Source organism: Serratia sp. JSRIV002 (assembly GCF_019968725.1).
GTDB lineage: Bacteria > Pseudomonadota > Gammaproteobacteria > Enterobacterales > Enterobacteriaceae > Chania > Chania fonticola_B.
Genome location: NZ_CP074143.1, coordinates 3837413 through 3852062, shown reverse-complemented (window position 1 = coordinate 3852062; position 14650 = coordinate 3837413). Strand labels below are relative to the sequence as shown.

Below are 14650 nucleotides of genomic sequence, written 5' to 3'. Positions count from 1 at the left end.
AAATGGAATTTAGGAAGTTGCGACAAGTTACTCGCGCCGTGCTTTTCAGGCAAGTGCCGCGCGCAAAAAGAGTGGGGAAAAAGGGCGGCCGTAGCCGCCCTGAGGCTTATTTAAACACTGGCAGCAAATCTAATAGCGTTAGCACGTGAGCCACGGCGTTAATCGCCCCAAACAGGATGATGAACAGGATCATGCCTTGACCGCCGGGAGCACGGTAGCTCGCCTGTGGGAAACGGCGGCGGCTGGCGCGTGCCATCATCGCAGGGACGATCACCGCCCAAATGGTGGCGGCCAGGCCAGCAAAGCCGATGGCGTACAGGAAACCGTTCGGGAACAGTAACGCGGCTAACGTTGGCGGCACGAAGGTCACCAGTGCCGATTTGGTGCGGCCTGCCTGGTTATCCTTGAACTTGAAGAAGTCGGCGAGAAAATCAAACAGCCCCAGCGACACCCCCAGGAATGAACTGGCCAGCGCCATATACGAGAAGGCATTCAGCAGTTGGCCTACTGCATAGCTACTGGAAACGTTACCCATCTGCTTGAGCAGGCTGCCGATGTTGCCCCCTTCGGCGATCACCTGTTTGAAGGCATCACGGGCGATATTGCCCTGGATCACATACTGCCACAGGATATAGATCGCCAGCGCCAGCAAGGTACCGTATACCAGGCTGCGCACCACGGCACCGCTGTCTTTCTGATAATACTTCACCAGGCCGGGCACGTTGCCGTGGTAGCCGAACGAGGTCAGCAGGTAAGGCAATGCCGCCAGCGCATAGGGCAGGTAGTTGGCGTCGCTACCACCCTGGTTGAACAACACGGCGGGTTGCACGTGGGTGAACATATCACCGACGGACAACACAAAGGTGATCACCATACCGCCAATCAGAATGGTGCTCAGACGATCCACGGCGCGGGTGGATAACCAGACGATAAAGGCCACAACGATGGCAAACACCAATCCGGACAGGGTTTGGTTGGCCCCGAAGACGCCTTCCAGCGTATGGGCGATGATCGAGCCGCCAGCCGAGATATAGGCATAGGTCAGAATATAGAGTACGAAGGTGATCGACAGGCTGTTAAGGGTATTCCAGCCTTTGCCGAGCAGATCTTTGACCACGGTGTGGAAGCTGGCGCCCGCCGGATAATTCATGGTGGCTTCCAGGATCATCAGCCCGGAGATCAGCATACAGAACCAGGTATAAATCAGCAGCGCCACGGAGCCGCTGAACCACACGCCAGAAGTTACGATAGGAATGGAGAACATACCAGCACCTACGGCGGTGCCGGCAATGATCATCGCGCCACCGAGTACGGAAGGGCGGGAAAGCTTCTGGATGGTGTCCGCAGACATTATTGCTCCTGGTTGGCCGTTGGCCTTGAGTTCTTTTGTACTAGCTTAATGGTACGTGCGCGATGTGTGCATGTAAAGCGGATATTTGGAGGGATTGGTGCAATCTTCAGCGGTTAGGAGCGTTATTTTGGTGGTTTTTTTGCTCATACAGCCCTCTCTAACAGGGCGGGGCTGCAATGGCGTTGTGGTCAGGTGCAGAAATCTGTCTGTTCGCACTCACGAAGGGTTAGAACTGTGCTGTAGTCAGGTGCCGAAGTCTATCAGTGTCACGTTAAAATATTCCCTAAGCGAGATGGAGTTATTGCGGTGCCGAGGCCAGTTACTGACGTTAAGTTGTAGCACATTCAGTCCCCTCTCCCTGCGGGAGAGGGTTAGGGTGAGGGGCGTCACTTTACGTATTGTGATGTATTTCTTTGTCTAATTGGCGGGTATTGCGGGAAATGCCACTCATCTACAAAGTGATAAATCTTTCACATAAGTCGTTGGTGACATCCAGGAAATTTTATCGCACGTGAAATAGCCAACATGTATGAGTTTGTAGTTCACATAAAGAGATACAGGAAAACTAAAAATTAATGATGTGAACGCTATCATGATTAAATACTTGCTGATTATTATGTTATATTTAGGTTGTCTGTCAAAAATAAAGAAAAAAACAGAGCAAGAAAAAGTATAGAGTATCAAAGGCGTTGCAAAAAAGCAGATGAATACAGATGCTGAAAATGTTATTTCATCCTCCATCAATATCAATGAAATAGCGTAACTGTAAATCAATAGCGATAGACATATGAATATTGCCAGTAATGCTGATGCCCCTAATATTTTCCAGTATCTGTTTTTCACAAGACTATGCTTATCTTATTGTAGGTTTCACTGGCAAAGTGATAGGTTCGTGACATAAGTTGTAGGTGACTGCCATGATATCCTGTCACATGTTAAATAACCGGTATGCTTTAGTTTATAATCAACATATAAAGCAATGGGTAAGCTGATAACAAATGAGGTAAACATTAGATAAACCAAATATCGAGTAATTCCTTTGTCATATTTTGGGCGCTTATTGAAAATAAAAAAGTATATGCCGCTAAGCATTGCATATAATAGTAGTGGGCAGGTAAGGAAACCGATAACAACAGATGCGGAAAAGGTTATTTCATCCTCCATGAATACTAACGCTAAAACATACTGGCAGACTAATAATGTCACAAGTGAAAACACAATTAAGAGTGTTGTTGACAGTAATATTTTAACGTATTTATTATTCACATCCATTTACTCAATCCATTGTTCGTTCTGCGCTGCCATGCTCCATTAAGGTTAGATTCTAGCACTATTAGTAAGATTTATGAATGAGTATAACTTAGCCTTGGCTTCTGTTATTGTCTCAACCACATAATCAGCCCCCCATAGGATCGCAGATGGACTGCCGTGCCGACTGTGGTGCCTGCTGTATCGCACCTTCGATTTCCAGCCCGATCCCTGGTATGCCCAACGGCAAACCGGCCAATACCCGCTGCATCCATCTGGACCCGCAACTGCGCTGTGGAATATTTCATTCGCCGCTGCGGCCCAAAGTCTGTGGCAGCCTGCAGGCCAGCCGTGAGATGTGCCACGACCGCCGTGATGAGGCGCTGATCTATCTTGCCAAGTTGGAGGCGGATACCGCCCCTTGAACGTCCTTCAGCCGCCACATACACAGTACGGCACCCAGTACCATAGCCAACGCAAAGTAAAATACCGCGTGATAACTCCACATTTCAGCCACGACCCCGGCGATCGAACCGGCAATAATCCATCCTACGCGGGTGGTATTGGTAAACAGCGTGGTGGCCGCTCCGGCCTGGCCGGGCATCAAATCCTGGAAATAGAGCATACCAATTCCCGCCAACACCCCTATAAACAGCGCGTTCAGCAGTTGCAGGGCGATCAGTTGCCAGGTACCGGTAATAAATAGTAGCCCGGCATAGAACAGCATCCCGGCAATCACCGCACAGCGCATCAGGAAGCGCTTGCCAAAGCGTTGGGCCACCATGCCTGCGAGCAACATGGTCGGGATTTCCAGCCCGGCAGCGGTACCCATCAGTATTCCCGTCAGTTTTTCCGGTAACTGTAGCTCCCGCACCATGTACAGCGGCATATTGATCAAATACATGCTGTTGGCCGTCCACATTAAGGTGCAGGCCACAAACAGCAATAACGTATCGCGGCGGTTCTGGCGGGGGGCTTCCAACGTCGCCCCGCTGGTACTCTGCACTTTTGGCATGGAGGGCAACATCTTCCATACCAGCGCTCCGCAGAGAATAAAGGCGGCGGCGGCGGCCAGATACATCACCTTAAAACCAAACCCCAAGGCTAGCGCAAAGGCGATCGGCGGGCCAATCACCCAGGCCAGCGAAACCTGAGCGCGCAGGATAGAACTGAACATCACCGTTCCCCGGCCGGTGTGCTCGGCATGTTCCCGTGCCAGGGCAAACATCTGTGGGTTGGCGGTCGAGCCGAAGCTGCTCAGCAGCACGCCGACGAACAGCAGCAGGTAATAGTTACGGTTCCAGGCGAACAGTGCACAAGCCAAGGCACCTAACATACAGCAGAGAAAGATCAGTGATTTGCGATCGCCCCTCTTGTCTGAGCGGCTGGCCAGAAACTGGCTGACCAAAATGCCGATCACCGCGCTGCCGGTAAAGAACAGCCCGACCATCGTTGGCCGTACGTTCACTTCGGTGGAGAGGAACAGACTCAGCGTGGGCGTCTGTAGGGCACCGGCAATCCCGGTGAGAAAAGCCACGACCAGAAATGCCAACGAAGTTAAATCGGGCAAGCGTCGTGTCGCCGCAGTGGAAGTACGCATAAGCTGAATGACTAGCCAAAGAGAAGGGAGACGCGCGCATGATACGCTCGTTTAAAAAAAACAAAAACCGGTTTCAATCAAGGAAAGGGTAAATACATTGTCTCTGTCGGCAGGAAAAGCGCAGGGCGATGTCACCATCACCCTGCGCTGGTGGCGAGCGGTTATGCGCCAGCAGGAACGTCGTGCGCGGTATTCTTCAGCACTTCGCCCTGATATTTCTCAATTTCCAGCTGTGCCATCTGGCCGCAGTTGCCCTGTGCCAGGTTGGATGAGCCAATATCGAAAGTCAGGCAGTTGACGTTGCCGTTCTTACAGATCGACCCCGGCGTTGACGGATCGGCCGGATCGTACCAAGCACCTTCGCTGATCCGCACCGCACCTGGGCGCACGTCTTCACTGACAATGGCACCAACCAGGATCTGCCCACGGTCGTTAAACGCCCGCACCAAATCGCCGTTAGTGATGTTGCGCGATTTGGCATCCTCTGGATGGATCAAGATCGCTTCACGGTCGGCCACCGCATACTTCTTACGCAGCGGCGTGTTGTCGAGCTGTGAGTGCAGGCGGTTGGTCGGGTGCGCGGTATTCAGTGACAGTGGGTATTTGGCTGCCTCTGGGCCACGGTACCATTCATGCGGCGGCATCCAGGTAGGAATACCTTTGCAATCAAGATACTCCATCTTCGAGATGGCATCGGAATAGATCTCAATCTTGCCGGATGGAGTCCCCAATGGATTAAGCAGCGGGTTTTCACGGTAATCGGCGAAACGTACCCACTGTTTGTTTTCCTGCGGGATCGGGAAACGAATGTAGTTGTTCGACGCCCAGAACATGTCAAACGGCGGCAGGGCAACGCGGGCGGCGCGGGCCTGCAACTTCATGTCGTCGTACATGCCTTTCAGCCACTGAGTTTCGTCTTTGCCTTCGGTAAAGGCATCCAGCACGCCAAGCTTGGCGGCCAGAGCGGCGAAGATATCGAAGTCGTTGCGTGACTCATGCTGCGGCGGCACGCACTGATGCATCGGGAAGACATACAGCTGCGAGTAGTCGCCGCCCATCTCCAGATCGTTACGCTCATAGCTGGTGGTCGCAGGCAGCACGATATCCGCATGCTTGGCGGTGGCCGTCCAGTACGGTTCGTTAACCACGATGGTTTCCGGCCGCTGCCAGGCTTTGACCAGATTGTTGGTATCCTGATGCTGGTGGAAGGTATTACCACCGGCCACGTATACCATCTTCACGTCTGGGTAGGTGACATCGGTCCCATTGAAGTGAATGGTCTTGCCTGGGTTGGTCAGGCATTCGGCAATACGTGCCACCGGGATCGGCGTTGGTGAGTTTTTCGGTGCATTCCCCGCAGAGATACCGGAGAGGATGCCGCCTTTGGCCGTTGGGCTACCGCCGGAAGAGTAGTGATAGCTAAAGCCAAAGCCGCCGCCCGGCAGGCCGATCTGGCCAAGCATGGCCGCCACGGTCACCAGCAACCAGTGCTGCTGCTCACCGTGATGCTGACGCTGGATCCCCCAGCCGCCCATGATCATGGTGCGCTGTTTTGCCATATCGCGCGCCAACTGGCGCAGCACTTCGGCATCGACGCCGCTGATATCGGCAGCCCACTCGGCAGTTTTTGGCGTACCGTCGGTTTCACCCTGCAGATAGGCCTGGAACTTGTCGAAGCCCACGGTGTAGGTTTTCAGGAAGTCCGGGTTATGCAGCTTTTCGGTCAACAGGGTGTGGGCGATACCGATCAGCATCGCGCTGTCGGTATACGGACGCGGAGCGATCCACTGTGCGCCGACATACTTGGCACTGTCACTGTGCACCGGATCGATGCTGATGATGCGGGTGCCTTTCTTCTTCAGCGCCTCAAAGCCGGTCTGGCCGACGTGGTCTGGCACGTTCCAGCTGTTTTTCAGCGTAACCATAGGGTTACAGCCCCACAGGATCACCAGTTGGCTGTTGTCGATGACGTTTGGCCAGGCAGTTTGCTGTTCGTAAACCTCCATTGACCCCATCACGTGTGACATGATCACCTGTGCAGCACCGGTAGAATAGTCACCGGCATAGCCAAGGAAGCCGCCGCTCAGGTTCATCAGGCGTTGCAGCAGGGTACGGCTGTTGTGCAGCATGCCCACGCTTTTCCAGCCGTAAGAACCGGCATAAATTGACTGAGGGCCGTGATCTTTTTGCAAACGGATGATTTCGTTACCGACCAGATCGATAGCCTTATCCCAACTGACGCGCACCCATTCATCGTTGCCGCGCAGCTCGGTACGGCTGCCAGGGCCGCCTTCCAACCAGCTTTTACGTACCATTGGATACTTGATACGGTTTTCCGCATGGACCTGGTGGGGGGCCATGGTGATCAGATCGTTCGGGTAAGGGTCGTCTTTGACCGGCAACACGCCGACCATTTTCCCGTCTTGCACGATGGCTTCAAATGCGCCCCAGTGCGCCCCGGTCAGGATGCCCTTCTGCGCTTGGCGTAGGGCCACGAACTGTGGCAATGCCTGGCTGATGGCTTCCGCCAATGCTGATTTAGGCCACAGACCCGCAAACAGAGGCACGGCGGCCAGGGCGCTGGCACCGGTCAGGAAACGACGGCGGCTCATGGCCAATGGTTGTTGTTGGTACTTGCTCATTTCGCTTCTCCCTTAACTTTTGGCCGGTGTGGCAGGTTGCATATCGCTGGCATGTTTCTGAACGTACTGCGTCAGAACGCGCAGTTGTTCTTGCGACAGCGAGGTGCGAGGAGCCATACCTTTAATCACGCCGATCCACTGGTTGGCGTTGAAGCGATCAAGGGCGGTCAGGCCGTGGCAGCCGGTACAGTTGGCGGACATCATATCGGCGGTGTAACGCCAGATTTTCTGCTGATCGTCGATCAGTTGCTTACGTGGCAACCAGACCTGCAGAGACACCTGATGCCAGACCAGGCCGGTTTCGTCATCGGTCATGGTGCTGCCGGTTTTCAGCAGTTTACGCGCGTCTTCGCCCAGCAGGACGCTGAGGATGCGTTTACCTTGTGCTGCGTAGAAGACTTCACTGACGCCATCCTGTTGCCAGCCGCTAACGTCTACCAGCACCTTGTCACCTTCCTGTTTCACGACGTGAACTTCGGTTGAAGGCATCAGGTTACCGGCATTATGCGTATCGTCGGCTTTCAGGAAGAACGGTTCGGTAGCGATGGTAAACAGCGTGGTTGCTGTTGGTGAGGTTTCCGCCGCGGCTTTTGCCAGTTCGGCAGCGCCGGCCTGTGCGGCACCGCTCATATCCGGCAGGATATGCGCTACGCCCTTATGGCAGTCGATACAGGTTTCACCTTGCTTGATGGCTACCGGGTGCTGAATACGGGCTTCAGGACGCTGGGCGGTGATATCCATGGCATCGAAGCTATGGCAAGAACGACAAGTGGCTGAATCGTTTTCTTTCAACGTTTTCCAGACCGATTGTGCCATGGCCAGCTTATGGGCTTCGTATTTTTCCGGGGTGTCGATTTTGCCGGTCATTTCGCCGTAAATGTCTTTCACCGCACGGATCTTGGTCCACAGGTAATCGAGTGGCTCATGAGGGACGTGGCAATCGGCACATTCCGCGCGGATCCCCTTGGCGTTCTGGAAGTGGACACTGCCTTGATATTCGGCCAGAGGTTGTTGCATGGTGTGGCAGGAGACACAGAAGGCGGTATCGCTGGTTTTATGGAAGACCGTTGCGGTCCCCGCCAGCAGTGCGGCACCGAGAATAATCCCGATCACTAAAATCCATAGCCATCCCCACCGGCGTCGCTTTTCAAAGCCAGCTTGTTTTTTGCTCATATTGAACCCACTTATAGTTATGAAATACCAAGGAAAAACTTGCCAAAAAGGTTTCGACACCAGGTCAAAAACACCTGAATTAGTATAGGTATTTTCGCAAAAGAAACCTAATACCTTAGGGGTATTTACAGCGAAAAGTAGAGTGATTGAGCAATAAAGTAGCGCTATATTCTGGGTTATATAGGGATCTGCTTGAGATGAGCTGAGGATAAATTGAAGGGAATAACGTCACAATATCGGCAGATATACCTGCTGGCTCAGCCATAGGTGGATCGCCGTTCTGCTTGCTTCAAAATGGGGTTCCGGCAGGTCGTGCGGGGAACACCAGCGCCATTCGGCACATTTTTCCGGCTCTTTCAGCTCGGCTTCTCCTCCTGGATGCTGAACCAGCATACAGATCGACACCGTATGTTTTCCCTCTGCCCGCCAGGTTTGCAGATTATTGCTGACGCCAATAAAGGTTGGCGGAGCTATCTGCAACCCGGTCTCTTCGGCGATTTCGCGTTGGGCGCACTGTTCAAAGGTTTCCCCCGCGTCCAGATGCCCCCCAGGGATCGACCAAAAAGGGGCATGGGTGCTGCAGCGTTTCCCCAGCAGGATTTGCCCTTGAGCGTTAACGATTATGACCCCGATACCGGTGGCAACCATGTTGTTATCTTCCTTCAGCACTGTTTCAGCACAGTATGCCATTTTCCCCCGTGGAAGGGGGTTTTAGCCAGAAAAGTGTGCGTAAGGTCAAAAAACTATCACGCGGAGATCGAGAAAACTTGCTTTCGGTGATAGCTGCTCACACACTCATTGAAACGTTTCAGCGTCATCGATGGCCTGGTTAGGCGATGGGTAACGCTCCTTTTTCTTAACTTGGCTGAAACGATTCAATTCAGCAGGAGAGGAGAACCATGTTCCAGTTGTCACAGCAAGATATTCACCTGGGAGCTGCCGCTAGCGGCAAACAGGAAGCCATCCGGCAGGTAGCGGCAGCGCTTACCTCCGCCGGATGCGTCAGCGCCGCCTATGTTGACGGCATGCTGCAGCGCGAGCTGCAAACCTCGACTTATCTGGGCAACGGCATCGCCATTCCACATGGCACTACAGATACCCGCGATCTGGTGCTGAACACCGGTGTTCAGGTATTCCAGTTTCCACAGGGTATCGAGTGGGGCGAAGGCCAGACGGCCTATGTGGTGATCGGTATTGCCGCGCGTTCCGATGAACACCTGGCGCTACTGCGTCAGCTCACGCACGTGCTCAGTGATGACAGCGTCGCCGAACAGCTGGCAAAAACGACTTCAGCTGAAGAACTGCGCAGTTTGCTGATGGGCGAGAAACTGGCGGCTGAATTCAAGTTTGATGCCTCATTGATTGCTCTTGATGTGGCCGCTGATTCGCTGATGACGCTGCAAGCGTTGAACGCGGGCCGTCTGCAAAAAATCGGTGCGGTTAATGCCCAGTTTGTCAGCGATGTGATCACCCGCAAGCCGCTGAATCTGGGGCAGGGGATCTGGTTGAGTGACAGCACTGAAGGCAACCTGACCAGCGCCGCTACCGTCAGCCGCCCGGCACAGGCGTTTGATGAAGAGGGCGAAAAGGTCGCGCTGTTACTGACCGTCGCCGTCGCCGATCAACAGCCGCTGACGGTGCTGAACTACTTAAGCGATCTGTTAGTGAACCAAAAAGCTGAACGCTTGCTGAACGCCGATGCGGTGGGCGTGCTGGCGTTACTGACCAGCGAAGTTGCTGAAGAGAGCGCGGTTCTGAGTGCGGAATACGTGGTGCGCAACGAGCATGGCCTGCATGCCCGCCCAGGCACTGCGTTGGTCAACGTAATCAAACAGTTCTCCAGTGAAATTACCGTCACTAATCTCGACGGCAGCGGTAAACCGGCTAACGGCCGTAGCCTGATGAAGGTTGTGGCACTGGGCGTGAAAAAAGGTCATCACCTGCGCTTTACCGCCAGTGGTGACGATGCTGAAGCAGCGCTGAAAGCCATCGGCGAAGCCATCAGTGAAGGTCTTGGCGAGGGTGCAGCATGAGCAGAAGAGTAGCCACCATAACCCTGAATCCGGCTTACGATCTGGTGGGCTTTTGCCCGGAGATCGAACGGGGTGAGGTTAACCTGGTAAGAACCGCCGGTCTCCATGCGGCAGGTAAAGGGATCAACGTTGCCAAGGTACTGAAAGACTTGGGTATCGACGTCACCGTTGGCGGTTTCCTTGGTAAAGATAACCAGGATGGTTTCCAACTGCTGTTCAGCGATTTGGGCATTGCCAACCGTTTCCAGGTGGTCCCTGGGCGTACACGTATCAACGTTAAGCTGACGGAAAAAGACGGTGAAGTGACCGATTTCAACTTCTCCGGTTTTGAAGTGACGCCCCAGGATTGGGAACGCTTTGTGGTGGATTCCCTGAGTTGGCTGGGCCAGTTCGACATGGTAGCGGTCAGCGGTAGCTTGCCTGCCGGGGTTGCTCCGGAAGCCTTCACCGAGTGGATGACCCGCCTGCGTGCGCAGTGTCCGTGCATCATTTTTGACAGCAGCCGTGAAGCGTTGGTGGCTGGGCTGAAAGCCTCGCCGTGGTTGGTAAAACCTAACCGTCGTGAACTGGAAATCTGGGCAGGCAAACCCCTGCCGAAGTTGGAAGATGTAGTGGAAGCCGCTCACGCCCTGCGTGAACAGGGCATTGCCCACGTGGTGATCTCACTGGGTGCTGAAGGCGCGCTGTGGGTTAACGCCTCCGGCGCCTGGATCGCCAAACCGCCAGCCTGTGAGGTGGTCAGCACCGTGGGGGCTGGTGATTCCATGGTCGGCGGCCTGATTTACGGCCTGCTGATGCGTGAATCCAGCGAGCATACCTTGCGCTTGGCCACTGCCGTGGCTGCCCTGGCGGTGAGCCAGAGCAACGTTGGCATCACCGATCGCCCGCAGTTGGCCGCGATGATGGCGCGCGTCGATCTGAAACCCTTTAATTAATCGCAGGAGTCAGAATGAAAACGCTGCTGATGATAGACAGTTCGCTCGGGCAGGCTCGTAGCCACCTGGCGAAACGCATGCTTGAGGCCGCTGCGGCCAAAACCGGCCTGACGCTGGTTAATACGGCCAACGAGGCCGAACTGGTGGTAGTGGCTGGTGTTGCTGCACCTGCTGACGCTGAGCTGAACGGCAAACAGGTTTATATCGGAGATGTGGAACACGCGGTGCGTGAGCCTGAAGCCTTCCTGGCCACGGCACAGGCGCAAGCCAAACCGTATCAGGCTCCGGCCCAGACGGTAGCACCGGCAAAATCCGCCGGTCCGAAACGCATTGTTGCCGTTACCGCTTGCCCGACCGGCGTTGCGCATACCTTTATGGCGGCCGAAGCCATCGAGAGCGAAGCCAAGAAACGTGGCTGGTGGGTGAAGGTTGAAACCCGCGGTTCCGTCGGTGCCGGGAATGCGATCACCCCAGAAGAAGTGGCGGCGGCCGATCTGGTGATTGTCGCGGCAGATATCGAAGTGGATCTGGACAAGTTTGCCGGCAAGCCGATGTACCGCACCTCGACCGGTTTGGCGTTGAAGAAAACCGCGCAGGAGCTGGATAAGGCACAGGTAGAAGCCGAGATTTTCCAACCGCAAAAAAGTGGCAGTACCGCGAGCTCAGGCAAGAAGAAAGAGAGCGCAGGGCCTTATCGCCACCTGCTGACCGGCGTGTCTTACATGCTGCCGATGGTGGTGGCGGGCGGTCTGTGTATTGCGCTGTCGTTCGTGTTTGGTATCAAGGCGTTTGAAGTCAAAGGGACGCTGGCTGCGGCGCTGATGCAGATCGGTGGTGGTTCGGCCTTTGCGCTGATGGTGCCGGTTCTGGCGGGCTACATCGCGTTCTCCATTGCGGATCGTCCTGGCCTGACGCCGGGCCTGATCGGCGGTATGTTGGCAGTTAGCACCGGTGCGGGTTTCCTTGGCGGTATCATTGCCGGTTTCCTGGCGGGTTACGTGGCCAAGGCCATCAGCGGTAAGTTGCGTTTGCCACCGAGTATGGAAGCGCTCAAGCCGATCCTGATTATTCCGCTGGTTGCCAGCCTGATCACCGGTTTGATCATGATTTACGTAGTGGGCACACCCGTTGCCAAAATCATGGTTGGCCTGACCAACTGGTTGCAATCGCTGGGCACCGCCAACGCGGTACTGCTGGGCGCAATCCTCGGTGCAATGATGTGTACCGATATGGGTGGTCCGGTTAACAAGGCGGCCTATGCCTTTGGTGTAGCGCTGTTGAGTTCTTCGGTCTACGCACCTATGGCAGCGATTATGGCGGCAGGTATGGTGCCACCGCTGGCGATGGGGCTGGCGACCATTCTGGCTCGTCGCAAGTTCGAGAAGTCCGAGCAGGAAGGGGGCAAGGCCGCGTTGGTGTTGGGCCTGTGCTTTATCACTGAAGGGGCAATTCCGTTTGCTGCCCGTGACCCGATGCGCGTTCTGCCGTGCTGTATCGCAGGTGGAGCCCTGACAGGTGCACTGTCGATGGCCTTCGGTGCAAAACTGATGGCACCACACGGTGGTCTGTTCGTGCTGTTGATCCCTGGTGCTATCTCGCCGGTGCTGCTGTATCTGCTGGCGATTGTGGCGGGTACCCTGCTGGCGGGCGTGGCCTATGCGGTCCTTAAACGTTCTGAAGCGCCGGTAGCCACGGTGGCGTAACGGTTACTTGATAATAGGCTGTGCTCCTTAGGAGCACAGCCTATTCAGTTCTACCCACCTGAGGATTTGCCGCAACAAGAGCTTCCCTTTTCCCACCGTTTCTCTCCTGCATAATTAGTATTTGTCTCGTAAAAATCGGCAATACCATCGCCTTCACTGTTCATTAAGCGATCATTTCCGAATGGCGATGAAAATGAAAATCATTTACATTTAACTCTAATTGATTGAATAACGATCACGATAGTAACTAAACGTAAATGGATGTATTAAAATGTTTGCATGGAAGCGATCGGTCTCATCTTTGGTATTTATTGCATCCACCTGCGGTGGGATGACTCATTACAGTCAGGCAGCAGAATTTAGCCCGGCTGACCGCGATAGCATCATTCAACGGCAAAGGGGGATGTTGGAGCAGGCACAGCAACAGCGTGAAGCATTAGAAAACCAAGTTTCGTTGCCTACACTTCCTTCTCCGACGCCAGATCTGTCAGGGGAGGCCTGCCAAAAAGTTCACCAGATCATTTTACAGGGAGTTGGCAGCCTTTCATGGTCAGTGCAGGAACAACTTGTCTTCCCCTTTCGAGGGCGCTGCCTGACGTTGGCCAATATCAACCAATTGGTACGTGAAACGACCAATGCTTATCTGCAACGTGGTTTTGTGACCTCTCAGGCCTACCTGAAAGCCCAGGATATTTCTAGTGGTGTGCTGATCATCAGCGTTAGCGAAGGGCGGATTGGTTCCATAACCCTTGATGGGAAAGAGACGCAGGCGCTGAAAATGGCGTTTGCGGGCCTGATCGGCAGAGTATTAAACCTGCGGGATATTGAGCAAGGCATGGAACAGCTCAATCGCTTGCCTTCGCAGCAGGTGAATATTGATATCCAACCCGATTTACGTCCCGGATATTCAAACGTTGTATTGCTGCGAGTTTCCAAGCGCTTGCCGCTGAGTCTCTCTTTAGGGGCCGATAACAGCGGCCAAAAAAGCACGGGCACCGGCCAGATGAATGTGGGGATGACACTGGATAATCCCTTACACCTTGCCGACCAGTGGGCATTTTCCGTCGCGCGCAATAGCCATTTCAACCATAACCACCGTAGTCGCAGCTTCAGTGGTAGCATGAGTCTGCCTTACGGCTACTGGCAAGTTGGTTATCACTATGCCTGGAGTGATTTTTTTCAGGCAATACCGTTCAACCAAGCGACTTACCGCTATCAGGGAGATAGCCAGACTCATCGATTGAGCGCCAACCGAACGCTGTTTCGTGATGGTACGCGTAAGTTCGGCATAGATATAGGGCTGACCCGGCGGCGTACGGAAAATCGGTTGGCGGGGGAACGATTGGCAGTAAGTAGTCCAACAATCAGTTCACTGAGCTTTGGCGGCAATTACAGTGCGGTTTTAGGGCAGGGCTATCTGACGTTCAATCCCACTATCAGTCACGGTTTGTCTATATTGGGAGCGACGGCGGACGATCCGCAACACCGTGACCTGCCGCGCAGCAAATTCCGTAAATTCAGTCTCAGCACTAGCTATTTTCATCCTCTGGTTTCTTCCTTGTCCTACCTAGCTTCAGCCTATGGTCAAACCACCCCGGACAACCTGTATTCCAGTGAACGTATTTCCGTTGGCGGGCAATATTCGGTGCGTGGCTTCAGAGAGCAATACCTGACCGGTAACCGCGGAGCTTATTGGCGTAATGAGCTTAGTTGGCAGCCGGGGTCGGGAGATCTCACCCTTTTCGGTGCAATGGATTCAGGTTGGGTTCAAGGCCGGGCAGGGAGAATCGACGGGGGAAATGTCACCGGTGCGGCGGTGGGGGCGGTAATAAACAGCCGCTGGTTCGGCCAGTCGTTCACTTTTGGCAAACCGTTAAGATACCCGGAAAGCTTGCAACCGGATCGTTGGGTGGCCTATTGGCAAGCCACCGTTACGTTATAGCGTCAACACAACCGAGGCCGGGA

The 14650-nt window shown here is 54.3% G+C and carries 12 protein-coding genes; 5 read left to right on the top strand and 7 right to left on the bottom strand.

The window, feature by feature from the left end:
* Nucleotides 1-106: 106 nt before the first annotated feature.
* The 3 genes from mtr to KGP26_RS18065 all read right to left on the bottom strand — a co-directional run bounded on the left by mtr (nt 107) and on the right by KGP26_RS18065 (nt 2515).
* Nucleotides 107-1351: a tryptophan permease gene (gene mtr / locus KGP26_RS18075; protein WP_021805860.1), complete on the bottom strand. Its 1245-nt coding sequence runs from the start codon at nt 1349-1351 to the stop codon at nt 107-109.
* A gap of 447 nt (nt 1352-1798) precedes the next feature.
* On the bottom strand, nt 1799-2092 hold the full coding sequence (locus KGP26_RS18070) for a DUF1240 domain-containing protein (protein WP_306455332.1): 294 nt from the start codon (nt 2090-2092) through the stop codon (nt 1799-1801).
* Between the two features lie 129 nt (nt 2093-2221).
* The gene (locus tag KGP26_RS18065; protein ID WP_223499681.1) at nt 2222-2515 is read right to left on the bottom strand and encodes a DUF1240 domain-containing protein; all 294 of its coding nucleotides are present in this window, start codon (nt 2513-2515) and stop codon (nt 2222-2224) included.
* 254 nt (nt 2516-2769) lie between these two features.
* Here KGP26_RS18065 and KGP26_RS18060 point away from each other — a divergent pair, with 254 nt between their 5' ends.
* Nucleotides 2770-3024: a YkgJ family cysteine cluster protein gene (locus tag KGP26_RS18060; protein WP_021805859.1), complete on the top strand. Its 255-nt coding sequence runs from the start codon at nt 2770-2772 to the stop codon at nt 3022-3024.
* Here KGP26_RS18060 and KGP26_RS18055 read toward each other — a convergent pair.
* From KGP26_RS18055 to KGP26_RS18040, 4 genes are all read right to left on the bottom strand, one after another.
* Complete coding sequence (locus tag KGP26_RS18055; protein ID WP_209554752.1) at nt 2988-4199, bottom strand: sugar efflux transporter; 1212 nt, start codon at nt 4197-4199, stop codon at nt 2988-2990. The genes KGP26_RS18060 and KGP26_RS18055 overlap by 37 nt on opposite strands.
* Before the next feature lie 161 nt (nt 4200-4360).
* Entirely contained in the window at nt 4361-6841 is a 2481-nt protein-coding gene (gene torA / locus KGP26_RS18050; protein WP_223664371.1) for a trimethylamine-N-oxide reductase TorA, read from the bottom strand.
* 12 nt (nt 6842-6853) lie between these two features.
* Nucleotides 6854-8014 carry a NapC/NirT family cytochrome c gene (locus KGP26_RS18045; RefSeq protein WP_223664370.1) on the bottom strand — a complete coding sequence of 387 codons (1161 nt, stop codon included), beginning with the start codon at nt 8012-8014 and terminating at the stop codon, nt 6854-6856.
* A gap of 228 nt (nt 8015-8242) precedes the next feature.
* On the bottom strand, nt 8243-8704 hold the full coding sequence (locus KGP26_RS18040) for an NUDIX domain-containing protein (protein ID WP_024528058.1): 462 nt from the start codon (nt 8702-8704) through the stop codon (nt 8243-8245).
* A 209-nt stretch (nt 8705-8913) separates the two neighbouring features.
* Here KGP26_RS18040 and fruB point away from each other — a divergent pair, with 209 nt between their 5' ends.
* The 4 genes from fruB to KGP26_RS18020 all read left to right on the top strand — a co-directional run bounded on the left by fruB (nt 8914) and on the right by KGP26_RS18020 (nt 14627).
* Nucleotides 8914-10047: a fused PTS fructose transporter subunit IIA/HPr protein gene (gene fruB / locus KGP26_RS18035; protein ID WP_021805854.1), complete on the top strand. Its 1134-nt coding sequence runs from the start codon at nt 8914-8916 to the stop codon at nt 10045-10047.
* Nucleotides 10044-10982 (top strand): 1-phosphofructokinase, encoded by a 939-nt coding sequence (gene fruK / locus KGP26_RS18030; protein ID WP_021805853.1) that lies wholly within the window; start codon nt 10044-10046, stop codon nt 10980-10982. The genes fruB and fruK overlap by 4 nt, the downstream gene beginning before the upstream one ends.
* Before the next feature lie 14 nt (nt 10983-10996).
* A complete protein-coding gene (gene fruA, locus KGP26_RS18025) occupies nt 10997-12685 on the top strand; it encodes a PTS fructose transporter subunit IIBC (protein WP_021805852.1) in 1689 nt (562 codons plus the stop codon).
* A 271-nt stretch (nt 12686-12956) separates the two neighbouring features.
* Complete coding sequence (locus tag KGP26_RS18020; protein ID WP_223664369.1) at nt 12957-14627, top strand: ShlB/FhaC/HecB family hemolysin secretion/activation protein; 1671 nt, start codon at nt 12957-12959, stop codon at nt 14625-14627.
* The last annotated feature ends 23 nt before the right edge of the window (nt 14628-14650 follow it).